This window comes from Brevundimonas pishanensis (genome assembly GCF_022750635.1).
Lineage (GTDB): Bacteria > Pseudomonadota > Alphaproteobacteria > Caulobacterales > Caulobacteraceae > Brevundimonas > Brevundimonas pishanensis.
In genome coordinates this window covers 461065-485267 of sequence record NZ_JAJKBG010000001.1, presented here as the reverse complement: position 1 = coordinate 485267, position 24203 = coordinate 461065, and the positions used below count along the sequence as shown (strand labels likewise).

The 24203-nt window shown below is 62.1% G+C and carries 27 protein-coding genes; 8 read left to right on the top strand and 19 right to left on the bottom strand.

Features of this window, described 5'->3' with window-relative positions:
• Nucleotides 1-29: 29 nt before the first annotated feature.
• Both LOX95_RS02360 and LOX95_RS02355 read left to right on the top strand, forming a co-directional pair.
• Nucleotides 30-1241 carry an NAD-dependent epimerase/dehydratase family protein gene (locus tag LOX95_RS02360; RefSeq protein WP_242912716.1) on the top strand — a complete coding sequence of 404 codons (1212 nt, stop codon included), beginning with the start codon at nucleotides 30-32 and terminating at the stop codon, nucleotides 1239-1241.
• Between the two features lie 19 nt (nucleotides 1242-1260).
• A complete protein-coding gene (locus LOX95_RS02355; RefSeq protein WP_242912714.1) occupies nucleotides 1261-2139 on the top strand; it encodes an SDR family oxidoreductase in 879 nt (292 codons plus the stop codon).
• A gap of 52 nt (nucleotides 2140-2191) precedes the next feature.
• Here LOX95_RS02355 and LOX95_RS02350 read toward each other — a convergent pair whose 3' ends face one another.
• From LOX95_RS02350 to LOX95_RS02300, 11 genes are all read right to left on the bottom strand, one after another.
• A complete protein-coding gene (locus tag LOX95_RS02350; RefSeq protein ID WP_242912712.1) occupies nucleotides 2192-2818 on the bottom strand; it encodes a DUF1134 domain-containing protein in 627 nt (208 codons plus the stop codon).
• Between the two features lie 194 nt (nucleotides 2819-3012).
• Nucleotides 3013-3564, bottom strand: a complete 552-nt coding sequence (locus LOX95_RS02345) for a TIGR00645 family protein (RefSeq protein WP_242912711.1) — start codon at nucleotides 3562-3564, stop codon at nucleotides 3013-3015.
• A 3-nt stretch (nucleotides 3565-3567) separates the two neighbouring features.
• On the bottom strand, nucleotides 3568-5958 hold the full coding sequence (gene pheT / locus LOX95_RS02340; RefSeq protein WP_242912710.1) for a phenylalanine--tRNA ligase subunit beta: 2391 nt from the start codon (nucleotides 5956-5958) through the stop codon (nucleotides 3568-3570).
• Nucleotides 5958-6347 carry a hypothetical protein gene (locus LOX95_RS02335; RefSeq protein ID WP_242912709.1) on the bottom strand — a complete coding sequence of 130 codons (390 nt, stop codon included), beginning with the start codon at nucleotides 6345-6347 and terminating at the stop codon, nucleotides 5958-5960. Before LOX95_RS02335 ends, pheT begins: the two co-directional genes overlap by 1 nt.
• A 3-nt stretch (nucleotides 6348-6350) precedes the next feature.
• On the bottom strand, nucleotides 6351-6740 hold the full coding sequence (locus tag LOX95_RS02330) for a hypothetical protein (protein ID WP_242912707.1): 390 nt from the start codon (nucleotides 6738-6740) through the stop codon (nucleotides 6351-6353).
• Nucleotides 6741-6751: 11 nt separating this feature from the next.
• A complete protein-coding gene (gene pheS / locus LOX95_RS02325) occupies nucleotides 6752-7828 on the bottom strand; it encodes a phenylalanine--tRNA ligase subunit alpha (protein ID WP_242912705.1) in 1077 nt (358 codons plus the stop codon).
• A 140-nt stretch (nucleotides 7829-7968) separates the two neighbouring features.
• A complete protein-coding gene (rplT, locus tag LOX95_RS02320) occupies nucleotides 7969-8322 on the bottom strand; it encodes a 50S ribosomal protein L20 (RefSeq protein ID WP_242912692.1) in 354 nt (117 codons plus the stop codon).
• Between the two features lie 106 nt (nucleotides 8323-8428).
• Complete coding sequence (gene rpmI, locus LOX95_RS02315) at nucleotides 8429-8626, bottom strand: 50S ribosomal protein L35 (protein ID WP_123286286.1); 198 nt, start codon at nucleotides 8624-8626, stop codon at nucleotides 8429-8431.
• A gap of 244 nt (nucleotides 8627-8870) precedes the next feature.
• A complete protein-coding gene (gene infC / locus LOX95_RS02310; RefSeq protein ID WP_242912684.1) occupies nucleotides 8871-9392 on the bottom strand; it encodes a translation initiation factor IF-3 in 522 nt (173 codons plus the stop codon).
• A 110-nt stretch (nucleotides 9393-9502) separates the two neighbouring features.
• Nucleotides 9503-10459: a glycosyltransferase family 9 protein gene (locus LOX95_RS02305; RefSeq protein ID WP_242912682.1), complete on the bottom strand. Its 957-nt coding sequence runs from the start codon at nucleotides 10457-10459 to the stop codon at nucleotides 9503-9505.
• Complete coding sequence (locus LOX95_RS02300) at nucleotides 10456-11430, bottom strand: glycosyltransferase family 9 protein (RefSeq protein ID WP_242912680.1); 975 nt, start codon at nucleotides 11428-11430, stop codon at nucleotides 10456-10458. Before LOX95_RS02300 ends, LOX95_RS02305 begins: the two co-directional genes overlap by 4 nt.
• Nucleotides 11431-11500: 70 nt before the next feature.
• On the opposite strand from LOX95_RS02300, the gene LOX95_RS02295 reads away from it, so the two are divergent.
• Complete coding sequence (locus LOX95_RS02295) at nucleotides 11501-12253, top strand: alpha/beta fold hydrolase (RefSeq protein WP_242912678.1); 753 nt, start codon at nucleotides 11501-11503, stop codon at nucleotides 12251-12253.
• Nucleotides 12254-12290: 37 nt separating this feature from the next.
• On the opposite strand, the gene hslU is transcribed toward LOX95_RS02295, so the two are convergent.
• Both hslU and hslV read right to left on the bottom strand, forming a co-directional pair.
• Nucleotides 12291-13589: an ATP-dependent protease ATPase subunit HslU gene (hslU, locus tag LOX95_RS02290; RefSeq protein ID WP_242912676.1), complete on the bottom strand. Its 1299-nt coding sequence runs from the start codon at nucleotides 13587-13589 to the stop codon at nucleotides 12291-12293.
• An 83-nt stretch (nucleotides 13590-13672) separates the two neighbouring features.
• Nucleotides 13673-14233: an ATP-dependent protease subunit HslV gene (gene hslV / locus LOX95_RS02285; protein ID WP_242912674.1), complete on the bottom strand. Its 561-nt coding sequence runs from the start codon at nucleotides 14231-14233 to the stop codon at nucleotides 13673-13675.
• Nucleotides 14234-14305: 72 nt separating this feature from the next.
• On the opposite strand from hslV, the gene LOX95_RS02280 reads away from it, so the two are divergent.
• The gene (locus tag LOX95_RS02280; protein ID WP_242912672.1) at nucleotides 14306-15055 is read left to right on the top strand and encodes a HesA/MoeB/ThiF family protein; all 750 of its coding nucleotides are present in this window, start codon (nucleotides 14306-14308) and stop codon (nucleotides 15053-15055) included.
• Here LOX95_RS02280 and LOX95_RS02275 read toward each other — a convergent pair.
• Nucleotides 15052-17085 (bottom strand): alpha/beta hydrolase family protein, encoded by a 2034-nt coding sequence (locus tag LOX95_RS02275; RefSeq protein ID WP_242912670.1) that lies wholly within the window; start codon nucleotides 17083-17085, stop codon nucleotides 15052-15054. The two genes, LOX95_RS02280 and LOX95_RS02275, sit on opposite strands and share 4 nt — an antisense overlap.
• A gap of 47 nt (nucleotides 17086-17132) precedes the next feature.
• Nucleotides 17133-18119, bottom strand: a complete 987-nt coding sequence (locus LOX95_RS02270) for a 2-hydroxyacid dehydrogenase (protein WP_242912669.1) — start codon at nucleotides 18117-18119, stop codon at nucleotides 17133-17135.
• A 55-nt stretch (nucleotides 18120-18174) separates the two neighbouring features.
• Here LOX95_RS02270 and LOX95_RS02265 point away from each other — a divergent pair, with 55 nt between their 5' ends.
• The 3 genes from LOX95_RS02265 to fabB all read left to right on the top strand — a co-directional run bounded on the left by LOX95_RS02265 (nucleotide 18175) and on the right by fabB (nucleotide 20689).
• Entirely contained in the window at nucleotides 18175-18750 is a 576-nt protein-coding gene (locus tag LOX95_RS02265) for an SH3 domain-containing protein (RefSeq protein WP_242912668.1), read from the top strand.
• 150 nt (nucleotides 18751-18900) lie between these two features.
• The gene (fabA, locus tag LOX95_RS02260) at nucleotides 18901-19434 is read left to right on the top strand and encodes a 3-hydroxyacyl-[acyl-carrier-protein] dehydratase FabA (protein ID WP_242912667.1); all 534 of its coding nucleotides are present in this window, start codon (nucleotides 18901-18903) and stop codon (nucleotides 19432-19434) included.
• A gap of 22 nt (nucleotides 19435-19456) precedes the next feature.
• A complete protein-coding gene (gene fabB / locus LOX95_RS02255) occupies nucleotides 19457-20689 on the top strand; it encodes a beta-ketoacyl-ACP synthase I (RefSeq protein ID WP_242912666.1) in 1233 nt (410 codons plus the stop codon).
• A 256-nt stretch (nucleotides 20690-20945) separates the two neighbouring features.
• On the opposite strand, the gene LOX95_RS02250 is transcribed toward fabB, so the two are convergent.
• Nucleotides 20946-22265 (bottom strand): trypsin-like peptidase domain-containing protein, encoded by a 1320-nt coding sequence (locus LOX95_RS02250; RefSeq protein WP_242912665.1) that lies wholly within the window; start codon nucleotides 22263-22265, stop codon nucleotides 20946-20948.
• A gap of 84 nt (nucleotides 22266-22349) precedes the next feature.
• Between LOX95_RS02250 and LOX95_RS02245 the strand changes: the two genes are divergently transcribed.
• On the top strand, nucleotides 22350-23219 hold the full coding sequence (locus LOX95_RS02245) for a DUF3313 domain-containing protein (RefSeq protein ID WP_242912664.1): 870 nt from the start codon (nucleotides 22350-22352) through the stop codon (nucleotides 23217-23219).
• Between the two features lie 172 nt (nucleotides 23220-23391).
• Here LOX95_RS02245 and LOX95_RS02240 read toward each other — a convergent pair whose 3' ends face one another.
• From LOX95_RS02240 to LOX95_RS02230, 3 genes are read right to left on the bottom strand one after another with little or no spacing between them, the layout of a single operon-like run.
• Complete coding sequence (locus tag LOX95_RS02240; RefSeq protein WP_242912663.1) at nucleotides 23392-23598, bottom strand: hypothetical protein; 207 nt, start codon at nucleotides 23596-23598, stop codon at nucleotides 23392-23394.
• Nucleotides 23599-23606: 8 nt separating this feature from the next.
• Entirely contained in the window at nucleotides 23607-24062 is a 456-nt protein-coding gene (locus tag LOX95_RS02235; protein ID WP_242912662.1) for a serine hydrolase domain-containing protein, read from the bottom strand.
• Nucleotides 24059-24196 carry a hypothetical protein gene (locus LOX95_RS02230; protein ID WP_242912661.1) on the bottom strand — a complete coding sequence of 46 codons (138 nt, stop codon included), beginning with the start codon at nucleotides 24194-24196 and terminating at the stop codon, nucleotides 24059-24061. Before LOX95_RS02230 ends, LOX95_RS02235 begins: the two co-directional genes overlap by 4 nt.
• Between the last annotated feature and the right edge of the window lie 7 nt (nucleotides 24197-24203).

The following is a 24203-nucleotide window of genomic DNA, read 5'->3' as shown; positions in this document are numbered from 1 at the left end:
GGCCCACAGGCTGAAACGGAGGTTAGTCGATGCGCGTGATGGTTCTCGGTGGTGATGGTTTTTGTGGTTGGCCCACGGCCCTTCACCTGTCCGCACAGGGGTGGGACGTTCTTATCGTCGACAACCTCAGCCGCCGCAATATCGACAACGAGCTGGGCGTTCAGTCGCTGACGCCCATCACCTCCATCCAGGACCGGATCAAGGCCTGGCACGAGGTGTCGGGGCGCAGCATCGCCTTCGAAAACCTGACCGTCGGTAAGGACTATGAGCACCTGCTGGGCCTGATCAAATCGTGGCAGCCCGACAGCATCGTTCACTTCGCCGAGCAGCGCGCCGCGCCCTATTCGATGAAGTCGGCGCGGCACAAGCTGTACACTGTCGACAACAACCTGAACGCCACCAACCACCTGCTGGCCGCGATGGTCGATAGCGGTCTGGACATCCATCTGGCTCACCTCGGGACCATGGGCGTCTACGGCTATACGACCGCCGGGCTTAAAATCCCCGAGGGCTATCTGAAGGTGACGGTCGATACGGACTTTGGCCCGACCGAGCAGGAAATCCTGTTCCCGCCGAACCCGGGCAGCATCTATCACATGACCAAAACGCAGGACGCTCTGCTGTTCCAGTTCTACGCCAAGAACGATCAGCTGCGGATTACCGACCTTCACCAGGGCATTGTCTGGGGTGCCCAGACTGAACAGACCAAGCTGGACGAGCGTCTGATCAACCGCTTCGACTATGACGGTGACTATGGCACCGTGCTGAACCGCTTCTTGATACAGGCGGCGGTCGGCTATCCGCTCACGGTCCATGGCTCGGGAGGTCAAACCCGGGCGTTCATCCATATTCAGGATACCGTGCGCTGCGTTGAACTGGCGCTCAAAAACCCGCCCGCGCGCGGCGAACGGGTCAAAATCCTCAACCAGATGACCGAGAGCCGCCGTGTGCGCGATCTGGCCCAGATGGTCGCCGACATGACCGGAGCTACCGTCGCCAACCTGCCTAATCCTCGTCAGGAAGCGGATGAAAACGAACTGGTCGTAGCCAACGACGGCTTCAAGGCCCTTGGCCTTGATCCCATCACGCTCGAACAGGGTCTGATGGCCGACGTGACCGAGATTGCGCGGCGATATGCGGACCGTTGCGATAAGGCAAAGATTCCTTGCGTTTCAGCATGGAACGAAGGCCGCGCCAAAGCACTGGACACAGATAGCGCGACTGTATCGCGCCCATCCTGATCCGAAGGTTCTTTCCTCTATGTCGACGCCCGCCTCTAAGCCCACCCTGCTGGTTTTTGGCACGGGATATGTCGGGGAGGCTGCGGGTCGCGAGGCATTGGCCAGAGGCTGGCGCGTTTATGGCACCTCGCGCCGCAGCGAGCGCCGTGACGCGCTGGAGGCGGCAGGCTTCATCGCGGTTGATCCGTCAGATGAAACCGCGCTGGCGCAGGCGGGCGTTCACGCCTCGCATATTTTGGTGACGACGCCACCGGATGCCAGTGGATGCCCGGGTCTAGGTGCGCTTTCCCATCTGCGGGCCGCAGACGCATGGCCGGACTGGATCGGCTATATTTCCTCGACCAGCGTCTATGGTGACCGTCAGGGCGGGTGGGCGTTCGAGGGCGATGCCTTGAATGCAGCAACCCTCGAAGGTGCGCGGCGTGTGAAGGCCGAGCGCGACTGGCTGGACAGCGCTCGCGGTATGGGTCTGACGGTCCAGATATTTCGTCTTCCGGGCTTCTATGGCCCGCACAGCAACATCCTGGAACGTTTGATGCAGAAGCGCGCCAAACTGGTGCGCAAACCCGATCAGGTCTTCAACCGCATCCATATCGACGACGTGGTTTCGGGACTGTTTGCCTCGATGGAAAGCCCGAGGCCCGGCGGCATCTATAACCTGACCGACGACACGCCTTCCCCGGCAGACAAGGTAACCGAATGGGCTGCGGCCCGTCTGGGCGTACCCCTGCCGCCCGAGGTGGATCTGGATGACCCCAGTGTCAGCGACGCGATGCGCCGCTTCTATCTGGACTCCAAACGCATCGCCAATGCGCGCGCCAAGGCCGAGCTGGGCTGGCGTCCGCGCTATCCATCCTATCGCGAGGGGTTGGAGGCGCTGGTGCCCACGCTTGAATAGAAAAAGGCCGGAGCATCGCTCCGGCCTTTTGATCTTTTAATCCGTGATCCGCTTAGAACGGCAGGATGTTGCGCTGGCGGCTGTAGCTCATGGTGCCGACGTTGGCACCCAGACGCAGGCCCACACCGGTGCGAACCGGAGCCAGCACGATGCCATCCGCGCGCTGATAGTTTACGCCCAGACCGGCAACGGCATAGGCCGAGCCTTCGACGCCCGGATAGCGGCGGTAAAGCATGTCGGGGTGATACAGGCCGTACACGAGGGTGAAGACGCGGCTGGCGTTGCCACCCCAGTCCCAACCGATGGACGCACCCTGCCAGAAGACTTCCTGCGAGGCCGACATGTCCTTCATGTGCAGAGCGCCGCGGCCGTAACGCAGACCGGCCACCACAGCACCGGCCGCTTCTTCACCGGCGATATAGGCGGTCGGCGCACCGCCTTGGTCCGAGAAGATGCGCTCGATTGCGCCGCCAATAGCTTCGGAGGCGATACCCAGTTCGCGCGAGCCTGCAGCGACCAGTTCATCGAAGGTATAGGCCTGTGCCGTCTGGTCCGACGCGATCGGATAGTTGGGATTGCCGGTGTTCTGGCCGCGCGTAGCGCAAGCACCCAGGCCCATCGGCAAGGCGCCCGCAGCAGCGATGCCGAAAGTGGTGCGGATCAATTGGCGGCGATGCATGTCGTCAAACTCCCGAAGATTGGACGGCGGCCCGATACGTTGGGCGGCAGGAAGGAACCGTCGCGACCTTTTGCGGCAGACTTGGGGCTTTAGGGTTAACCAATCATTGCAATCGCCAAGATGGAGCGCTGAACGCAAGAAAAAGGGCCGAAAGCTCGAGGCTTTCGACCCTGTTTTCCGACGGTGATCGGTCTTCAGTGTTTGTCGGTCTTGGACGCGACCCAGTCCATCAGGGCCAGCAACACACCCGACGTCACGAAGGTAAGGTGAATGATCACTCCCCACATCAGCGACGCCTGATTGATGTCGTAGCCAGGCTTGCCCAGGTTCATGAAGGCCTTCAGCAGGGAGATGGCCGAGATCGCCACGATGGAGGCAATCAGCTTCATCTTCAGGCCCGAGAAATCCACCGTGCCCATCCAAGGCGGACGGTCCACGTGGTTCTCGTCCAGATCCAGTTTGGAGACAAAGTTCTCGTAGCCGGAATAAATGACGATCAGCAGCAGATTGCCTGCCAGCGACAGGTCAACGAGGCTGAGAATCGCAAGGATGGCCGTGTCCGCCGTCATGTGACCTTCGCCAAACACGAAGGCCTGCGGCAGGAAATGGATCACTTCCTGTACGAATACCGAGAGCAGCATGACGAGCGCCAGCACCAGCCCCAGATAGAAGGGGGCCATCAGCCAACGGGCGCGGAACAGGTTGCGCTCGAACGTCGTCTCGGCCCAAGGCTTCTTCTCGGACATGCATCAGCTCCGCAGGACCGCGCCGGCCTTGGTGGCGGCGGCGACGATCTTGGCCACGACGGCTTCGATTTCAGCATCGGTCAGGGTGGCTTCACGCGGCTGGAGTTCGACCTCCAGAGCGATAGACTTCTGGCCTTCCGGCACGCCCTTGCCGCGATAGACGTCGAACACGCGAACGTCAGTGATCAGCGCCTTGTCGGCACCGGCCACAGCCTTGAGCAGATCGCCGACGGCCTTGGCTTCCTCGACCACGAAGGCGAAGTCGCGGGTCAGCGGCATCAGGTTCGACAGAGCTGCCGCACCGCGAGCCTTGCCGCCCTTGCCCTTGGGCTCCGGCACATTGTCGAGCACGATTTCAAAGGCCAGCATCGGACCATCGGCATCCAGCGTCTTCAGCACCGAAGGGTGCAGCGCGCCGAACTCTACGATGATGTTCTTGGGGCCCAGTTGCAGACGGGCCGAACGACCCGGGTGCCACCATTCGCGGTTCTGACCCTGAACAAGCTGCAGCGAGCCAACCGGCGCACCGATCAACTCCAGCAGTTCCACAAGATCACCCTTGAGGGTGAACAGGGCATCATCGCCTGCACCCTGCCAGTGACGGTCGGCGTGCGGGGCCACAAGGCCGGTGATGGTAGTGCGCTGATCCTTCGGACCATCGCCCAGATAGATCGGGCCGATCTCGAACAGAGCCGCATCGGCATGACCTCGCGCGGCATTGCGTGCCGCCGCTTCGATCAGGTTCGGCAGGGCCGAAGGACGCATGCAGTCGAGGTCCGAAGCAATCGGGTTTTCGAGAACCAGCTTGTCGTCGCCACCGCCGAAGAGTTGCGCCTTCGACTGTTTGGTGAACGACCAGGTCACGGCCTCGGCATAGCCCATCGACGCCAGAGCGCGACGCGCAGTGCGGACACGGGCCTGACGCGCGCTGAGGATGCCACCGGCGGGCGGTGCCACGAACGGCAGCGGCGTGGATGGCAGCGAGGCGAAGCCTTCAATGCGGGCCACCTCTTCCACCAGATCGGCTGGACCGTGGGCGTCACGACGCGCCGTCGGCGGGGTAACGGTCCACGGGCTGCCGCGCACGACCTTGAAATCGAGTGCCGTCAGGATTTCGGCGATCCGGTCTTCGGTCAGGTCCATGCCCGACAGGCGCTTCACAAAGGCCGGATTGAAGGCAAAGCCCTGCGGCGCAGCTGGCGCTTCACCTGCAACCACGATGTCGGAAGCTTCACCGCCGCACAGATCGAGGATCAGCTGGGTGGCCAGTTCCAGACCCGGCACGACCGAGTGGGTGTCGACGCCGCGCGCGAAACGATACTGTGCATCGGAGTTGATACCCAGCGAGCGGCCCGTCTGGGCGATCACAATCGGCTCGAACCAGGCGCTCTCGACGAAGACATCGACCGTCTCGTCAGAGCAGCCGGTGCTCTCGCCACCCATCACGCCACCAAGGCCGATAGCGCGGGCACCGCCGTTGTCCGCGATCACGCAGTCAGCGGCAGTCGGCGCGTATTCCTTGCCGTCCAGAGCCAGCAGGGCATCGCCGTCCTGACCGGCACGCACGACGATTTCCGAGCCTTCCAGCTTGGACACGTCATAGACATGCAGTGGGCGGGCGCGGTCGTAGGAAATCAGGTTGGTGATATCGACCAGAGTGTTGATCGAGCGCAGACCGATAGCCGTCAGGCGCTGTTGCAGCCACTTCGGCGACGGGCCGTTTTTGACGCCACGGATCACTCGGCCAGCGAAGGTCGGGCACAGTTCCGGCGCAGCAATGCGAACCGAAATGCTCGATGCACCCTTGCCGGCGACCGCTTCAATAGCCGGCGTCTTGAGCGTGCCTACACCGGCCGCCGCCAGATCGCGGGCGATGCCTGCGACACCCAGCCAGTCAGGACGGTTCGGGGTAACTTCGAAGTCGATCACCGGTTCCAGACCGAAGACGTCCGCTGCCGAGGTGCCGACAGCCAGATCGTCCGAAAGTTCCAGAATGCCGTCGTTCTCGTCCGGCAGTTGCAGTTCACCGCCCGAGCACAGCATGCCGTTCGAGACGATACCGCGCACCGGCTTTTCAACCAGCGTGACATCAAGGCCCGGCACATAGGCACCGATCGGCGCATAAATGGTGGTCAGGCCCGGACGGGCGTTCGGCGCGCCGCAGACGATTTCCTTGCGGCCGTCCTTGGTGTCCACTTGGCAGACCTGAAGGCGGTCGGCGTTCGGATGGCGTTCGGCCGAAACAATCTTGGCCACGCTGAACGGAGCCAGTTTGGAAACCGGATCGACAACGTCCTCGACTTCCAGACCCGCCATGGTCATGGCGTCCGCAACTGCGTTCACGTCAGCCGAGGTATCGAGATGATCCTTCAGCCACGAGAGGGTGAACTTCATTACGCAGCCCCTCCGGTCAGGACCTGCTGGACCTGCTCGAGGAAATCGGGCGTGCCCGTGAAACCAACGCGGATAAACTGGCAGTTGACGAACTGGCAGTCCTTGAAGGCGATGGTGCCGGTGACCTTTTGCGGGCCCATCGGTTGCAGCAGCAGATTACGGATATCGCCCTGCGCGTCGCCCATGTTACAGCCGTCGAAATTACACGCGCCCAGCGGCAGCAGTACAGCCGGACCTTCGATCATGCAGTTGCGGTAGGTCTTGCCCTCGATCACTGAGTCGCCGGTACGGCTGGCTTCGATAGCCAGCGCCGGAAGCCAGATGTTAAGGTTTTCATAAACCGGACCGGCACCGATAGCCGGGATGGTGATGTCTTGGTTGTTGGACATAGATCAGCCCTCGCGTGCCAGCGTCAGGCCTTCGGCCATGCTCTTGATGAAGTCGGGGTGGCCGGTGAAACCGACCTGCGAGAAGCGGCAGTTGATGAAGCGGCAATCCTCGAACGGAACCGCACCCACCAGAACCAGACCCTTCGGCGCATAGAACAGCGAGTTCAGATCCCGAACGGCTCCCATGTTGCAGCCGTCAAAATGGCACTCGTTGACCGGCACCATCAGGGCAGGACCTTCGAACAGGCAGTCGGTGAAGGTCTTGCCCTTGATGACCGGCTGGCCAGCGTTCTGGTGTTGGACGGCCAGCAAAGGTAGCCAGATGGCTTCCTTCGTGAACTCCGTCTTTTCTACAACGGCGCGGCCGGCTTCTTCGGAAAAGATATCAGTCATGGAAATATTCCTCAGCTCAGGCCAGAGGCCGGGTTAGGGGCCTGGAAGGCCGAGAAGCCGTAGTGCGACAGCCAGCGCGTATCGGCATCAAACATCGGACGCAGGTCCGGCACGCCGTATTTCAGCATGGCCAGACGATCCACGCCCATGCCGAAGGCAAAGCCTTGGTATTCGTTCGGGTCCAGACCGCAGGCGATCAACACGTTCGGGTGAACCATGCCGCAGCCCAGAATCTCGAGCCAGTCTTCGCCGGTGTTCAGCACCAGCTTGCCGCCTGAACGGTCGCAACGGATGTCCATTTCGGCCGACGGCTCGGTGAACGGGAAGTGGTGCGGGCGGAAGCGGGCCTGCACATCGTCCAGCTCGAAGAAGCGGGCCATGAAGGTCTCGAGCGTCGTCTTGAGGTGACCCATGTTGACGTCGCGGTCGATGACCAGACCTTCGATCTGGTGGAACATCGGGGTATGGGTCGCGTCCGAATCCTTACGGAAGGTGCGGCCCGGCGCGATGATGCGGATCGGCGGCTTTTGCGACATCATCGTGCGCACCTGAACTGGCGAGGTATGTGTGCGCAGAACCTTGCGCTCGCCCGTCTCGGCATCCGGCTTCAGAAAGAAGGTGTCGTGCATTTCGCGCGCCGGGTGCTTCGGCGGGAAGTTCAGCGCGGTGAAGTTATGGAAGTCGTCCTCGATGTCCGGACCTTCGGCGACGGCAAAGCCCATCTCGGCGAAGATGGCGATCATCTCGTCCATGACCTGCATGGTCGGGTGGACGCCGCCCTTGCGACGCGGGCGCGACGGCAGGGTCAGGTCGACACGCTCGGCCAGCAGACGGGCGTTCAGCTCTGCGGCCTCAAGCTCGGCCTTCTTGGTATTGAGCGCCGTGGTCACACGGTCACGCAGGCTGTTCAGCACCGGCCCGCGCTCGCGGCGCTCGTCGGGGCTAAGTTGGCCCATGCCTTTCAGCAGGAGGGAGATAGAGCCGGACTTGCCGAGGGCGCCAACGCGCACCTCTTCAAGGGCCGCGACAGTCTCTGCCGCGCCGATGGCTTGGGTGATTTCGGTTTCGAGTTGGACGAGATCAGTCATTTGCGCTGTGCTTTATCGGGCCGTGGCCCGTTCGTCACCCTCTTAGCAGAGGGCATAGGGGCCAGAATGCAAAAACGCCCGCTCCGATGACCGGAGCGGGCGCTTTTTAAGCAGATCGTGCTTTCTCTTAGGCCAAAGACTTAGGCCAGAGCAGCGCGGACCTTCTCGGCGATTGCCTTGAAGCCAGCTTCGTCAGCGGCGATGGCAGCCAGAACCTTACGGTCCAGAACGATGCCAGCCTTGTCGAGGCCGTGGATGAACTGCGAGTAGGTGAAGCCTTCAGCGCGGGCAGCAGCGTTGATGCGCTGGATCCACAGAGCGCGGAAGTTGCGCTTCTTGGTGCGACGGTCGCGGTATGCGTACTGACCGGCACGGTCAACAGCAGCCTTAGCCGTACGGATGGTATTCTTGCGGCGGCCGTAGAAGCCCTTGGCTTGCTTCAGGACCTTCTTGTGCTTGGCGTGGGACGTAACGCCCCGGGTAACGCGAGCCATGTTGTTTTCCCTTTTGGGGGGTCCCTATCGTTCGTCGCTCGGCGCCGAACTGCGTCAGGGACACAAATTCAAATTCAGTGCTTTTAGGAGATCAGATAGCCGCGCCTTAGGCGTACGGCATGTAGCTCTTGATCTTCTTAGCGTCGGCGTCGGCCATAACCGAAGTGCCGCGGTTTTGGCGGATGTACTTCGAGTTGTGGCTGATCAGACGGTGACGCTTACCAGCGACGCCAGCCTTGACCTTGCCCGATGCAGTGAATTTGAAGCGCTTCTTGGCGCCCGACTTCGTCTTAAGCTTCGGCATTTTGACTCTCTCTGATTGAGGGTCGCCCCCATCATTTCCGAGGAAAATCAGGCGACGTCCGTTTCAGAACCGCCCAGGCAATGCCTATTCGCCCGGCGGTTCGTAGATACGAAGGGGCGGGTCATAAGCCCCCAGGGCCCAAAAAGCAAGCGCTTGGGGCCTATGGCGATACACAAACACCCCGCGACTTACATCGCGGGGTGTCCATGAATATCGGTCCGGAAGTTCCGGATAATCGGTGATCTTAGCGCGGAGCCAGGATCATGATCATCTGACGGCCTTCCATCTTCGGCGCGAACTCGACCTTTGCGACTTCGTCGAAGTCTGCCTGCACCTTGTGCATCAGCTTCATACCGAGATCCGGGTGAGCCATTTCACGACCGCGGAAGCGCAGGGTCACCTTGACCTTGTCGCCCTCTTCGAAGAAGCGGCGCATGGACTTGGCCTTAACTTCGTAGTCGTGGGTGTCGATGTTCGGACGCAGCTTGATTTCTTTGAGCTCGACGACCTTCTGGCGCTTGCGTGCCTCGGCCCTCTTCTTCTGCTCTTGGAAACGATGCTTGCCGTAGTCCAGAATCTTACAAACCGGCGCTTCCGGATTGTTCACGATCTGGACGAGATCCAGACCTGCCTCTTCAGCTGCTTCAAGTGCAGCGGACAGCGGCATGATACCCTGCTTTTCGCCGTTCTGGTCAATCAGCAGAACGCGAGGTGCACGGATATCTTGGTTCATCGGCGGGCCGTCCTTTACGGGCGGCGCTTGCATTGGACGGCGAATGGGCGTCGTTTCCTTATGTGGTCAAAACTGTATTGGAACCCGTCGCGCTTCCCGACAGGCCTCCAGCGGCGCGAATATGGCGATGTAAGGCCGGAAATTCAAGGCGCCGTCGTTGCGACCTTGGCCGCTCCTGCAAAGCTTTCATGCAGTTTGAGGACTTCGTCATATACCTGATCAACGCTCAGGTTCTGGATGGAGGCGAACTCGCCGCGGACCGAAGCGGCTGCCAGCACCCGGCCTTTCGGTCCCCAAGGTGCCTTGTGCCACCACTCACTGGGCCCAAACAGGCCCAGCGTCGGCACGCCCGCAGCCGCTGAAACGTGCATCAGGCCGCTGTCATTGCCGATGAAAAGCGTGGCGCGGCTGATCGCTGCGGCGGAAGCCAGAATGTCGCCTTTGCCGACGGCATCGATACCGCGATCTCCGGATACAGCCAGTGACGGTGCCGCCGCATCATGGTCGCCTGGACCACCGACCATCATGAACCGCCAACCGTCGAAACGCGGCTCGGTCATCAGTTTTTCAACCAGCGCCGCCCAGCGTTCCTTTGGCCAACTGCGATCCGCGGCGGTTGAGATTGGCGCAAAGGCGATGATGGGCGAGGTATCGTTACCGATGATCTCGTCCGCCTTGGCACAGGCAGCTTCATCGAGAAAGATTTCCGGCTCTGCGACCTGTTTGGCCTTCATCATGTTGGAGAAGGTGACGACCTTCATCTCGCCCTTCTCCAGCGCGCGGCTGTAAAGGCGGCGCTCCTTGGCGCGCAGGAACAGGCTCATGGCCGATCCGCGCACATCGGCGACCATGGCCCATTTCGTGCCGACCGTCTGACGCCAGAGCGTGCGCCAGTGGCCCGATAGCTTCTGCTTCTTCCACGGGATCACCTTGACCACGCCGGGCGCGGCACGGAACAGAGCCGCCGCCGTCGGGCCGACCGCCACCGTAATCTCGGCACCCGGTATCTGGCGTCCGATCTCCCGGATCGCGCCGATGGACATGATGGCATCACCGATGCGGTCGGCGCTGATGAACAGGACCTGCGGGCGCTCTGTCACTTGGCAGCTCCGGCGTAATAGGTGTCGTAGAGTTTGATCGTGGCGTCGAATACGGCCTCGACGCTCAGGTCTTCGATGGGCGCGAACTGGCCGCGCGTATTGTTGGACGCCACCGTCGCAGTCTTGGGTCCACGCGGACCGTACAGCCACCATTCGGTCGGGCCGAACAGACCCAGCGTCGGCGTGCCGGTGGCCGCCGAGACGTGCATCAGGCCGCTGTCGTTACCGACGAAAAGCGCCGCCCGGTCAATGGCGGCGGCAGAGGCGATGATGTCGGTCTTGCCCACGCAGTCGATGCCACGTTCTGCGGCCTCGGCCAGTGCCGGTGCGGCGGGCGGATGGTCGCCCGGACCACCGACCGGCATGAAGCGCCAGCCGTAAAAGCGCGGCTCGGCCTTCAGCTTGGCGACCAGAGCGGCCCAGCGGTCGGCGGGCCAGCTCTTGCCCTTCTGGTGGGCGATGGGGGCAAGGGCCAGGATCGGTCCCTCGCCCGCACCCGAATGCAATTGCGGGTCGATGACGGCAGCGGCCTCTGCACGGGCGCGGTCATCGATGAACAGTTCCGGCTCCAGGCTGTGCGGGGCCGACATCAGGCGGGTGATGACCTCAACCTTCGGTTCTCCGGTTTCCAGCTTGCGCGTATAGACAATGCGCTTCTTGGCTCGCAGCAGATAGGCCGTAGCCGAGCCGCGCGTGTCGATGACAACATCCCAGCTTTGGCCGCGTACAGCGTTCCAAAGCTTGATCCAGTGACCGCCGCGCTTTTCCTTGTTGATCGGGATGATCTTCGCCACCCCCGGCGCGGCCCGATAGAAGGACGACGCCATACCCGACGTCACCACGGTGATCTCGGCATTCGGCCACTGGCGACCAATTTCTCGCACGATCCCCAAGGCAATCACGCTATCGCCGATACGGTTCGGACTGATGAACAGGACGCGCGGATTTGCGCGGGAGGGCGATTGGGACACGCGGATCGGCCTTCACTTTGCTATTGGGGGATGGCTACCCGTTTTCGGTCCCAAGCGCGAGAGGAAGACCATGGATCAGATCAAGTCCTTTGCCCGTCCCGATGGCGAGACCATCGCCTATAAGCAGGTCGAGGGTGATGGTCCGGTCGTGATCTGGGTCGGCGGCTTCCGTTCCGACATGGAAGGCACCAAGGCACTGGCGCTGGACGAGGCCGCCCGCAAGGGCGGCTGGAACTATGTCCGCTATGACCATTTCGCCCACGGCGTCTCGTCCGGCGAGTGGAAGAAGGCCATCATCGGTCGCTGGCGCGAGGACTGTATCGCCCTGATCGACATGCTGGCCCGTCCGGTCATTCTGGTGGGGTCGTCGATGGGCGGCTGGGTATCGCTGCTGGCGGCTGTGGCGCGTCCGCAAGCGGTGGTCGGTATGGTGCTGGTCAATCCGGCTCAGGACTTCACCGAGCGGTTGATGTGGCCGGACCTACCCGACCATATTCGTCAGGCCATCATGCGTGACGGCGAGGCGCTGATTACCGATCCTGGCCTCGGCAGCTATGAACTGACGCTCAACATGTTCGAAGAAGCCCGCAACTGGCTGCTGCTCGACAGCCCCATCCGCATCCCAGCCCCGATCCATATCCTTCAGGGCAAGTTGGACGAGAGCGTGCCGTGGCGCATGCAGCTGGCCCTGCTTGAAAAGCACGAAGGCGGCGATGTGCGTCTCGACATCATCAAGGACGGTGACCACCGTCTGTCCAAGCCGCAAGAACTGGACCGCCTCGTTCAGGCTGTCGCTGAAATGAGAAAGACCGCCGGCGCGTAACGCCGACGGTCTCAAACTTCCGGCCTTGGCCGCTACGTCACAAGATGTAGCGGCTGAGGTCCACGTTTCCGGTCAGTTCGCCCAGTTTCTCGCGCACCACCGTGCCGTTGAACTCGATGGTCTGACCCGACAGGTCGGTGGCGTGATAGCTGGTCTCTTCCAGCACATGCTCCAGCACGGTCTGCAGGCGACGTGCGCCGATATTCTCGATGGTCGAGTTGGCGGTGACTGCCGCATCGGCCATGGCTTCAATCGCTTCATCGGTGAAGGTGACAGTCACGTCCTCGGTCGCCAGCAGCGCCTGATTTTGACGGATAAGATTGGCTTCCGGCTCGGTCAGGATGCGCTTGAAGTCATCGCGCGTCAGAGCCTTCAGCTCCACACGGATCGGCAGGCGGCCCTGAAGCTCCGGCAGCAGGTCCGACGGCTTGGCGACGTGGAAGGCACCTGAGGCAATAAACAGCACGTGGTCGGTCTTCACCGGACCATATTTGGTCGAAACCGTCGTACCTTCGATAAGCGGCAGCAGGTCGCGCTGAACACCTTCACGCGAGACATCGGCCCCGCCCTTTTCCTGACGGGCCGCGACTTTGTCGATCTCGTCGAGGAAGACGATGCCTTCGTTCTCGGCCAACTGGACAGCCTCGCGGGTCAGGCTGTCCTGATCCAGCAGCTTGTCGGCCTCTTCGGTGATCAGAGGCTGGGTCGCGTCCTTCACCGTCATACGCACGGTCTTGGTGCGACCGCCGCCCAGCTTGCCGAGCATATCCGACAGATTGAGGATGCCGACATTGGCCCCCGGCACGTCCATGCCCTGTAGTGGCGAACTGTTATCGGCCAACGCCAGTTCGACTTCCTTGTCGTCCAGCTCACCGGCACGCAGCTTCTTGCGGAAGGCGTCGCGGGTGGTCGCCTGCGAGGTCGGACCGACCAGAGCATCCAGCAGACGTTCTTCGGCTGCGGCCTCGGCCTTGGCCTGAACCTCGACGCGGCGCTTTTCGCGCACCATGCCGATAGCCGCCTCCACCAGATCGCGCATGATCTGATCCACGTCGCGGCCCACATAGCCGACCTCGGTGAATTTGGTGGCTTCAACCTTGAGGAAGGGCGAGCCCGCCAGCTTGGCGAGGCGACGCGCGATCTCGGTCTTGCCCACGCCCGTCGGGCCGATCATCAGGATGTTCTTTGGCGTGACCTCGTCGCGGAGGTCTTCCGGCACACGCTTGCGACGCCATCGATTGCGCAAAGCCACGGCCACAGCCCGCTTGGCGTCCTGCTGACCGACGATAAAACGGTCCAGTTCCGATACGATTTCGCGGGGAGAAAGGTCAGTCATTCTTTTTCGCTTTGCCTCCAAGGGCACTATCGTTCGCCGCGCGGCGGCTCACTGCTTGAGCGCCCTTTACGGCGCTGCTTGGATCAAGCCTCGAGGCTCTCGATTGTCAGATTACCGTTCGTGTAAACGTCTATTCCGGCGGCGATCTTCATGGCCTTGCGGGCGATGGCTTCGGCATCAAGGCTGGTGTCCTCATCGATGAGGGCCAGCGCGGCGGCCAGCGCATAGTTGCCGCCCGAGCCGACTGCGGCGCAGCCCTGTTCCGGCTCCAGCACATCACCCACGCCGGTCACGGTCAGGATAGTGTTCTTGTCGGCCACCAGAAGCATGGCTTCCAGCTTGCGCAGGTAGCGGTCAGTGCGCCAGTCCTTGGCGAGATCCACACAGGCGCGGGCCAGTTGGTCCGGATACTGTTCCAGCTTGGCTTCCAGACGCTCAATCAGCGTCAGCGCATCGGCTGTAGCACCAGCAAAACCGGCGATGACCTTGCCACCGGCCAGTTTGCGGACCTTGCGGGCCGAACCCTTGACGATGGTGTTACCCATAGAGACCTGACCGTCACCGGCGATGATGGTCTTGCCGTCCTTGCGCACCGCCAGAATGGTTGTGCCGTGCCAGTCGGGGAATGAGGATGCTTGCGTCATGTTCTGCGATGTGGCGAGCGTCGCGCCTCCTCGCAAGCGCCAAGCGATGCAGAAGGTGCTAATAGCGACCAAATGAACCAGTCACCCGTCCGATTTTCCGATGAAGAGGTCGAGCGTTACGCCCGCCACCTGATCCTGTCCGAAGTGGGCGGGCCGGGCCAACAGGCACTGAAACGCGCCCGTGTGCTGGTGGTCGGCATGGGCGGTATCGGCAATCCGGCGGCGCTTTATCTGGCGGCGGCGGGTGTCGGCACTCTGGGTCTGATCGACGATGACGTGGTGTCGCTGTCCAACCTCCAGCGCCAGATCACCTTCACCACCGACGATGTCGGCAAGCCCAAGGTCGAGGTCGCGCGTGATCGTCTGAAAGCGCTGAACCCGCACACCGAAATCGAGCTATTCACCCAGCGTATCACGCCGGAAAACGCCCCCGATCTGGTCAGCCGTTTCGATGTGGTTCTGGACGGCACAGACGATTTCGAAACGCGGTTTGCGGTGAATGCGGCCTGCGTCGCAGCCGGCAAGCCGCTGGTGTCAGGCGCACTCGGTCGTTGGTCAGGACAGGTCAGCGTCTTCACCGGCCAGCCCTGCTATCAGTGTCTCGTGCCGGAAGCCCCGCCCGAAGCCGAAACCTGCGCCCGCGTCGGTGTGATCGGCGCATTGGCAGGCGTCATAGGCACGATGACCGCGCTGGAAACGATCAAGGTCATCACCGGTGCGGGTCAGCCATTAGAGAGCCGCCTGTTGATCTATGACGGACTGTCGGCAGCCACCCGCGTGGTGAAGCTGGCCGCCGAGCCTGAATGTCCCGTCTGCGCTTAGGCGAAAGCGCGATTGAGCAGCTGGACGCAGGATTTCATCATCGCCAGCTCTTCCTTGTCATCCCAGTCGCCGTGTCCACCGTTGATCTCGACATACTGGACAGACTTGCCCGCGCCGCGCAGCGCGCGGTGCATGGCCTGTGACTGGATCGGCGGTACGATCTCGTCCTTGACCCCGTGGACCAACAGAACGGGACAGACGATTTCCGATACCCGACGCCGTGGCGAAGCGGCTTCGATCATGGGCCGCTGCGTACTCAGATCGCCGATACGCTTGGTCCAGAACTCGAAAATCATGTTTCCGGGCGTGTCGTCTGTCCGCTTTTCCCAATCCAGCATGTCGACCAGATCGGCCACGCCACAGATCGAGATCGCCGCCTTATAGAGTTCGGGACGGCGCACCGCCCCCATCAGCGCGGCATAGCCGCCATAGCTGGTTCCCATGATGGCGACGCGGTTGGCATCCAGACCCTTGTCGCGGATCACTTGGGCGATGGCATCCTCGACATCTTCCTGCATCCGCTCGCCCCAACGCCCCCAGCCGGCTTCGGCAAAGGCTTTGCCGTAACCGCCGGAGCCGCGGAAGTTGGGCTGCAGTACCCACCAGCCCTGCGCCGCCAGAATCTGAACCTGACGGTCATAGCTGCGGTAGTCGCGCACCTCCGGCCCGCCATGGGGAAGGACCACAAGCGGCCCCGCCTTGCCCGACAGAGGCGCGGTCAAATAAGCCTCGATCTTGGCTCCGTCACGGGTATCCACGATGATGCGCTGGCCTTCGCCCAGCTTTTCAAAGCTGAGGCTGGTGGCCGAACCCAGCGGCAGGATGTTGCGCGCTGCACGGTCGTAGAAAATCCACGTCCCAGGCTCGCGCGGGCCGGAGACGCGGCCGATCATACGGTTGCCGTCGGCGCTGATGTCCACCAGTTTGACGTCGCAATCGTTCTCGAAAAACTGGTTCAGGGCGCGATGGTGGGCGCTCAGGGCCGGGTCTTCGAACTCGTACTCCAGCCGCTCTCCATAATAGGCGACGCCAATGTATTTGCCGCGGCTGTCATAGATGCCGTCGATGGCATCCACACCTTCGCGATGATTGATCGGAGCGCTGACCGAGAAGTCACGCAGATTGATGTCTCGCACGGTCAAGTGGTTGTCACTATCCGCACGGATCAATACGCGGACCGTCTCCGGATTTTGGGTCTGACCCACATAGGCAAACTCGGGCGCATCACGCAGGCGGTTGCGACGCATCAGGCGCCAGTCCGCCTCGCCCGGCAGACGGGCGAACCAGGTTTCGACGTTGCCGCGAGCATTGATGTTACGGCGCAGCACGGGAATGCCGTCGTGCATCACCCATCCCATGGTCGAGGACGGACCGCGCTCGATCCGCTCGCCCACGCCGCTGATCACATTCATCTTGTACAGGCCCAGCGATCCGTCGCTCTCATACGCAGGCATGAGTACGTGATCCGGATCATTCGGCAGGAAGTCGGAGACCTGTCCGAGATAGGGCGATGCCCGCAGACGGTTGATTTCGTTCTGGAACATGACGGCCATCTGGCCCGTCACCGTGTGCACCGACACCACGCGTTCGGTCGGATAGCCTTCGACGTGGGTCGAACGATTGCTGCCGGTCATGCGGATGCGCTGGACCTTTGGCTCCATGACCGTTTTGACGAGCAGGCGATCTTCGCTGGTCCAGTGCACCCAGCGCACGGCCAAGGCACCGACCTCGATGCTGATGGCCGCAGCCCCTTCGGGATCGTTGGCGTTGCGCACCACAAGCTGGGAGCGCGTTTGGTCGCCCTCGCCAAACTGTTCAAGCACCGCGAACTTTTCACCCGAGGGCGATAATGCAGCGCCCTTGGTCCCTCGGTGGTTGAAGAAATCTTCGATAGCATAGGCACCGGGTTCGCTCGAAAGCGTCCGGGCAGCCGCATTATGACCGGCACCCAGCCACAGGGCCGCGCCTGCGCCAACCGCCGTGAACAAAGCGCCGCGGCGCGACACGCCGACTTGAGTCTCTTCTGGCATTGAGTTCCCCCTGTGCGGAATGTGCACACAGGAGCACCTCAAGTCATCTAAAACATCGCTGGTATCACACGATCCGGCGGACGGTGGCCGTTCTGGAATGTCATGATGTTGGCGATAACGCGATCACCCATATCCTGACGGGCCTCGATCGTTGCCGACCCCAGATGCGGCAGCAGCACCACATTCGAATGTCCAACCAAGCCTGGGTGCACCACAGGCTCGCGCTCGAACACATCAAGGCCGACACCGAAGATCGCGCGGGACTTCACCGCCTCTGCGAGGGCTTCCTCGTCGATCAGTTCACCGCGAGCCGTATTGATCAGGATGGCGTGCGGTTGCAGCAGCGCCAGACGCTGTGCGGAAAGCAAATGGTGCGTGTCCTTAGTCGCCGGACAGTTCAGGCTGATTACGTCCATACGCGACAGCATCTGGTCCAGATCGTCCCACCACGTCGCGCCCAGTTCCTCGGCGACCATATCGGGCACGGGTTTGCGGTTGTGATAGTGCACCTGCATGCCAAAGGCGCGGGCGCGGCGGGCCAGCGCCTGGCCGATACGGCCCATGCCGACAATACCCAGACGTTTACCGTACAGTTTGCGCCCGCACATCCACGTCGGGGTCCAGCCCTTGAACTCGTCATTAGTGACCACATTGGCCCCCTCGACGATCCGGCGGCTGACCGCGAGGATCAGCGACATGCAGATATCAGCCGTATCCTCGGTGAGAACCCCGGGCGTATTGGAGACGATGATCTTGCGGGCTACGGCGGCCTCGACGTCGATGTGGTCCACACCGGCCCCGAAGTTTGCAATCATTTTCAGTTGTTCGCCCGCGCCGTTGATCAGCTCGGCATCAATGCGATCTGTAATCGTCGGCACCAGAACATCGGCGCGCTGCAAGGCTGCGGCCAGCGCCTCGCGGTCCATCGCCTTGTCCGTCAGGTTGAGTTCGGCATCAAAAAGTTCGCGCATACGCGTTTCGATGGCGTCGGGCAGTCGTCTGGTTAATACGACCTTAAGCTTGCGGACGGACATAAGGGTCCCTGGGGTTTCCTGCGGGTCTGGTGCCCGCTGATCTTAGAGTCTGGATGTGTCTATCAAAGCTGCGGTCAGGATCAAAAATTTCCGTCGCATCGGAATGGTTGCCGGCATGATGGGTTTGGCCCTGATGAGCGGCGCAGGCACCGTCATGCCCTCCGGTAGACCGACGCCGACTGGATTGGAAGTCCCCCGTTGGGTGACTTTGAAGTCCAGCCGCGTCCGCGCCCGTCAGGGCCCGGGGCTGGATTACAATATTATGTGGGAATACCGCGCCGCCGGCCTGCCCGTCCAGGTCATCGCGGAAACCCGCGAATGGCGCAAAATCTGCGATCCTGACGGCTCGGTCGCCTGGATCCACCGCACCGTTGCGTCCGGTCGCCGCAGTGTCTTCAACCGAACCGATCAGCCGATACCTATCCGCACCGGCCGCTCCGATACAGCCTCGGTCAGGGCGCTCTTCTCGCCGCGTTCCATCGTTTCGCTGGACGAATGCGAAGAGGGCTGGTGCCGCGTTCGGGCGCGCAAAATCCGGGGTTGGCTGCCCGAACGGGCCGTCTTCGGAACCCAGACGCGCACCCTGTGCAATCCTGCCCGACCGGCAGGCGCTGGCAGAGAAGTCCAATAAACCCCATTTGAACCGTCGACGAAGGCATACGTTCTGCCTTCACTTCGACTAATGCCGCGGCGCAGATATAGCCCTGTCTGGCTTGACCATGGTTGAGCAGACACTCTGCGTCGTGTAACCCCCGAATACATCTTTCGGAGCCTTCTGACTTTGAGCCAGTCCAAATACCCGTCGTCGTTTGATCTTGAAGGTCTGTTGGCCTCCGGTCGTGGCGAATTGTTCGGTCCGGGCAATGCCCAGCTGCCTGCCCCGCCGATGCTGATGTTCGACCGCATCCTCACGATCTCCGACGAGGGCGGCAACTACGGCAAGGGCTATATCGAGGCTGAACTCGATATCCATCCGGGCCTGTGGTTCTTCCAGTGCCACTTTATCGGCGATCCGGTCATGCCGGGCTGCCTCGGCCTCGACGCCATGTGGCAGTTGGTCGGCTTCTTCCTTGGCTGGATCGGTGGTCCGGGCAAGGGCCGTGCGCTCGGCGTCGGCGAAGTGAAGTTCACCGGTCAGGTCACGCCGGACATTAAGAAGGTGGTCTATAAGATCCACCTCAAGCGCGTCATCAACCGCAAGCTGGTCATGGGTATCGCCGATGGCGTGCTCGAGGCTGACGGCGAAGTCATCTACACCTGCAATGACATGCGGGTCGGCCTGTTCGGCGGTAGCGCCGAAAAGACCGAAGCGTAATCAAAAACACGAGGGAACGCCCATGCGTCGCGTTGTCGTCACCGGTATCGGTATTGTCTCGTCCATCGGCACGGGTCAGGACGAGGTTGCTGCCTCGCTGAAGGAAGCCCGCTCGGGCATCAAATCCGCACCTGATCACGCCAAATACGGGTTCCGCTCGCAAGTCTGGGCCCCGCCGGCGCTGGGTGCGACCGCCGAGGACTGGACCCCTCTGGTGGACCGTCGTGCGGCGCGTTTCCTCGCCAATGGCACGGCGTGGGCTCACATTGCTTTTGAAGAGGCGCTCAAGGATTCCGGCATGGACCCTGAGTCCATCAAGAACGAGCGCGTCGGCCTGGTCGTCGGTGAAGGTGGCCCGTCTACGCAGGTCATCCTGCAGTCGGCCCAGACCACCGCTGAAAAGGGCTCGCCCAAGCGCGTCGGTCCGTTCGCCGTGCCGAAAGCCATGGCTTCGGGTCCGTCGGCTGTGCTGTCGACGTGGTTCCAGACCCGCGGCATCAACTATTCGATCTCGTCGGCCTGCGCGACCTCGGCTCACTGCATCGGTGCCGGTGCCGAGCAGATCGCATGGGGCAAACAAGACGTGGTCTTCGCCGGTGGCTGTGAAGACATCGACTGGTCCATGTCGAACATGTTCGACGCCATGGGTGCCATGTCGTCCAACTATAACGACACTCCGTCGGTCGCTTCGCGCGCCTACGACAAGGACCGCGACGGCTTCGTCATCGCTGGCGGTGCCGGCATCGTGGTTCTCGAAGAATACGAGCGCGCTGTCGCCCGTGGCGCGACCATCTATGCCGAAGTCACCGGTTACGGTGCCAACGCAGACGGTTACGACATGGTCGCCCCGTCGGGTGAAGGCGCAGAGCGCTGCATGAAGATTGCCCTCGAAATGGCCGGCAATCCGAAGATCGACTATCTGAATCCGCACGGCACCTCGACCCCGGTCGGCGATGCCAAGGAAATGTCGGCAGTCCGCAACGTCTTCGGCGACGACATGCCGATGATTTCCTCGACCAAGTCGCTGACCGGCCACTCGTTGGGTGCCGCGGGCGCTCAGGAAGCCATCTACTGCCTTCTGATGATGAAGCACGGCTTTGCGGCCGAGAGCGCCCACATCGAGAACCTCGACCCCGAGTTCGAAGGCATGCCGATCCTGCGCCAGCGTCATGACGGTGAACTGAAGCACGTCATGTCCAACAGCTTTGGTTTCGGTGGCACAAACGCCACCCTGATCATGTCGAAAGTCGATTAAGAAAACACGCGGCGGGGCCGTCGGCGATTAACCAAATACCTTCAAAGAGACACGGTTCGGTCCAGAACTTACCCGGATGCGTATCAATGATCTCTTTTGTCGGCTCGCTGTTGTCGGGTGCACTTGGAACCTGAACAGCCCCCCCAGCCCCCTCTGGGTGCCCCGCTTACAGGCACCGGCGGGTCGACAACCGAATAAAGAAAAGCCCGCTGACACCTCCCCCGGTCAGCGGGCTTTTTGTTTCCTCGCGCCCTGTTTAGCGTGCCAGATCGAACTCGACCTGTGCGGCGTCGCGCTGCACGATGAGGTGGATTTTGTTCGGGCTGTCGACAGCGCGGGCGAAGTCCGAAAGCGTGCGGAGAGGGGCCTTGTCGATGAATGTGACCACATCGCCCGCCTTAATGCCCACCGACGCGGCAAGCGTGCCGGCCTCCACAACCTGAACCTGAACCCCGTCTGCGACCTCGCGGACAGTAATGCCCCGCGCGATCGCTTCACTTTGGCCCAGATGGGCGATGGCGGCCTTGTCATCATCGACCGTCATGATGGTGCGACCTTCCTTGCCATCGCGCAGATAGGTGACCGACAGGACAGTACCGGGCGTAGTTATGCCCACCGAGGCCTGCACCGAGCCCCCGTTCATCATCGGACGATCCTGCAGCGAGGTGATGACGTCATGGCGCTTCAACCCCGCCTTTTCGGCAGCCGAGCCCGGATAGACGTCGTGCACGACCGCGCCACGGACGATACCCAGACCCAGTTCCCGCGCGCGGGGGGCTGTCAGTGATCCGACAACCAGTCCGACTTCGCCGCGCTTGACCTCGCCATTGGCAAGGATCTGGTCGACGACAAAACGCAGGATACGGGTGGGTACGGCAAAGGCGATGCCGTCATTGCCGCCGCCCATTCCGCCCGAAAGGATGGAAGTGTTGATGCCGATCAACCGACCGCGACTGTCCAGCAAGGGGCCGCCGGAGTTGCCCGAGTTCACCGCCGCATCGGTCTGGATATAATCTTCGATGGTATCGCCGCGACCGGTGCGGTTCAGACCCGAGATTACCCCCATGGTCAGGGTCTGGTCCAGCCCGAACGGATAGCCGACGGCAAAGGCCAGATCGCCGGTGCGAAGCTCGTCAGAATCGACCTGCGCGACCTGCGTCAGGCCCGTGCCGCGCACCCGCAAAACGGCCAGGTCGGTCGCCTCGTCCGCCCCTACAAGTTCCGCATCCAGGAAACGCCCGTCCAGAAGATCTATCGTGAAATTTCGCCCGCCGTCGATCACGTGATGGTTGGTGACGATGATGCCGTTGGCCGCATCGATGATGACGCCCGATCCGCCCTGTATGGGTTTGGGGCCGTCGTCCGATGAAGGCGAGGTGCCGCCAAGGGCCATGACCTTCACGACTGCGGGAAGGCTGCGCTCAAGATTGGGTGCGAACGAATAGACGCCGCGTGCGCTATCGACCCCCAGCCTTTGTGCAGTCTGCGACATAGCAGTGTGCGGCAAAACGCCCCAACCCGAAACAAATGCCAGACCAAGGGCAGAGGCGGTAAAGGCCGCACGGACACGTATCATGGCAGTCACTCCGGAGGTGGGAAGGGTACTATAACCAAAACCCGCTGGTCACCAAGGTGAACCAAGTTAGCCCGGCATCCGTACTTGAATGATATCAATGATGCGGGCCTGACCATGTTCCATAAAAAACTGTCGCCCTCGGCCTCTCTGCGAGCGCGCTCTATTTTCAAACCCGCCCTAGTGATTGCAGCCTGCGGCCTGACGGTCAGCGCCTGCGCATCGGCGGATACGACGCGCAGCGGGTTCCTCTCCGACTACAGCCAACTCCAGCCCCGCACCGACACCGTCCGGGCCAAGGTCGCCCAGCATCGTAACCCGCAGTTACTTGCGCCCATTGAAGCGGTCTGGATCGAGCCCACCGTTCTTGTCGGCGACATCGGCGACGGCTTCAGCGACGAGGAAAAGACCGTAATCACGCAAGAGATAGACCGCCGGCTTTGCTTTGCCCTGTCCGGCAGATTCGATATTGCGCCACAGCCCGATCCGTCAGCTGGTCGGCTGAGAGCGGCGGCCAGTCGGGTAAGGCCCACCAATGCGGTCGGCTCCTCGGCATCGGCGGTCGCGAACTTCTTTATTCCCGGCCCCCTCGGCGTGAGGGTGCCTGGATCGACCGGCGGACTGGCCGCCGAAGCCGAGTTGCTCACACCGGACGGTCAACAAGCCGCCGCCGTGGTCTGGGCCCGCGATGCACAGGTGGTGGGTACTGAGTCACCTTCCCTATCCCGCATCGGAGACGCGCACCAACTCACCGGAGCCTTTGCCGATATCGTCGCCGATGCTGTAACGCCCGAGGGCCGCCCAAAACGTGACAACAATGGCGAAGACCCCTGCGCGCGCTTTGGCCCGCGCATCCGGCCCGAAGGCTTCGTCAGCCGTGTTATCACCGGCCTCTACACGCCAAGCCTGAGCGGCGGCACGCCCGAACAGAAAGAGCCGGAGCCCGAGCCGCGTTAATCCGACAGGGCTTCAACCGCGAGAGCATCCAGCGTGGCGCGGTTGACCTCTGCCGACAGGCATCCGTCGCCACAGTTTACGACCGTCAGCAAGGCGCTGCGGTTTGCCGGGCGGGTGATAACCAGCGCACGCCAGTAACCGTTCGACCCGACGTGCGACAGGAACGGGCCCTCTAAGCCCTGAAAGCCTTGATCGCGCCCCATCCGAGCGCGGCACTGGTATCGCCCTGCGCGCGGTGAAGCCTTCGATAGTTGTCGGCACTCAGCAGTCGTCCGTGGCCCTGCTCGCCTTCCATCTGGTCAATGACGAAAAGGCCCCAATCCTCAAGGCTCATGTGCAGTTCGCCTGCGGGGGCCAGAACAGCGGGGTTGTCCGCCATGGTCCCTGTCAGGGGCTTGCCGGTCTCATGTCCCAACGGCTGCCCCTCGAAGTCGCGCCGAACCTTGCGGTCGTCATCTCTAACGGAGTGAGGACCAGTTCCTGCAGCAGTATCTCGGTCGATTTACCCGTCGTCTGCTCGGCAATCACTGCCGCCAGCACATAGCCGCTGTTGCTGTAGTTTGACGTCGTGCGCGCCTGGGCAACAGGGTCCATGCCCAAGGCGCGGCGCGCGTATTCAAGCCTCTGATCCGGCAGCGGGCGGGTGTCGCTGAAATAGGCTAGCGTCTCTTCAAGGCCGATGATGTCGGGCAGACCCGCACGGTGGGACAGCAGGTCCTCCAGAGTGGCGTCACGATAGGCAGGCTGCATATCTGCTGCCAACGCTGGCAGCATCTGTTCCAGGGTTGCGTCCCATGACAACACGCCCTGTTCGACAAGGCGGGCAATCATGGTCGTGGTCATGCCTTGCCATCTGAGCCTATGTGCCAAACGTCGCCCGCCATGACCGGATCGCGGCTCTCGAGATCGCGCACACCCGCTGCGCCGAGGCCCGAAACACGTCCCTCGCGGATGGTCAGCGCGGCGACTGCGGGCACGTCAGTT

What these genes read in the sequence shown, in the direction of transcription:
- LOX95_RS02345 (WP_242912711.1), bottom strand. Translation starts at nt 3,564, where the DNA reads ATGTCCGAGAAGAAGCCTTGGGCCGAGACGACGTTCGAGCGCAACCTG.
- LOX95_RS02350 (WP_242912712.1), bottom strand. Translation starts at nt 2,818, where the DNA reads ATGCATCGCCGCCAATTGATCCGCACCACTTTCGGCATCGCTGCTGCG.
- fabB (WP_242912666.1), top strand. Translation starts at nt 19,457, where the DNA reads ATGCGTCGCGTTGTCGTCACCGGTATCGGTATTGTCTCGTCCATCGGC.
- LOX95_RS02270 (WP_242912669.1), bottom strand. Translation starts at nt 18,119, where the DNA reads ATGTCCGTCCGCAAGCTTAAGGTCGTATTAACCAGACGACTGCCCGAC.
- LOX95_RS02250 (WP_242912665.1), bottom strand. Translation starts at nt 22,265, where the DNA reads ATGATACGTGTCCGTGCGGCCTTTACCGCCTCTGCCCTTGGTCTGGCA.
- infC (WP_242912684.1), bottom strand. Translation starts at nt 9,392, where the DNA reads ATGCAAGCGCCGCCCGTAAAGGACGGCCCGCCGATGAACCAAGATATC.
- hslU (WP_242912676.1), bottom strand. Translation starts at nt 13,589, where the DNA reads ATGACTGACCTTTCTCCCCGCGAAATCGTATCGGAACTGGACCGTTTT.
- LOX95_RS02295 (WP_242912678.1), top strand. Translation starts at nt 11,501, where the DNA reads ATGGATCAGATCAAGTCCTTTGCCCGTCCCGATGGCGAGACCATCGCC.
- LOX95_RS02335 (WP_242912709.1), bottom strand. Translation starts at nt 6,347, where the DNA reads ATGTCCAACAACCAAGACATCACCATCCCGGCTATCGGTGCCGGTCCG.
- pheS (WP_242912705.1), bottom strand. Translation starts at nt 7,828, where the DNA reads ATGACTGATCTCGTCCAACTCGAAACCGAAATCACCCAAGCCATCGGC.
- LOX95_RS02275 (WP_242912670.1), bottom strand. Translation starts at nt 17,085, where the DNA reads ATGCCAGAAGAGACTCAAGTCGGCGTGTCGCGCCGCGGCGCTTTGTTC.
- LOX95_RS02280 (WP_242912672.1), top strand. Translation starts at nt 14,306, where the DNA reads ATGAACCAGTCACCCGTCCGATTTTCCGATGAAGAGGTCGAGCGTTAC.
- pheT (WP_242912710.1), bottom strand. Translation starts at nt 5,958, where the DNA reads ATGAAGTTCACCCTCTCGTGGCTGAAGGATCATCTCGATACCTCGGCT.
- LOX95_RS02355 (WP_242912714.1), top strand. Translation starts at nt 1,261, where the DNA reads ATGTCGACGCCCGCCTCTAAGCCCACCCTGCTGGTTTTTGGCACGGGA.
- hslV (WP_242912674.1), bottom strand. Translation starts at nt 14,233, where the DNA reads ATGACGCAAGCATCCTCATTCCCCGACTGGCACGGCACAACCATTCTG.
- rplT (WP_242912692.1), bottom strand. Translation starts at nt 8,322, where the DNA reads ATGGCTCGCGTTACCCGGGGCGTTACGTCCCACGCCAAGCACAAGAAG.
- rpmI (WP_123286286.1), bottom strand. Translation starts at nt 8,626, where the DNA reads ATGCCGAAGCTTAAGACGAAGTCGGGCGCCAAGAAGCGCTTCAAATTC.
- LOX95_RS02240 (WP_242912663.1), bottom strand. Translation starts at nt 23,598, where the DNA reads ATGGCGGACAACCCCGCTGTTCTGGCCCCCGCAGGCGAACTGCACATG.
- LOX95_RS02235 (WP_242912662.1), bottom strand. Translation starts at nt 24,062, where the DNA reads ATGACCACGACCATGATTGCCCGCCTTGTCGAACAGGGCGTGTTGTCA.
- LOX95_RS02330 (WP_242912707.1), bottom strand. Translation starts at nt 6,740, where the DNA reads ATGACTGATATCTTTTCCGAAGAAGCCGGCCGCGCCGTTGTAGAAAAG.
- LOX95_RS02360 (WP_242912716.1), top strand. Translation starts at nt 30, where the DNA reads ATGCGCGTGATGGTTCTCGGTGGTGATGGTTTTTGTGGTTGGCCCACG.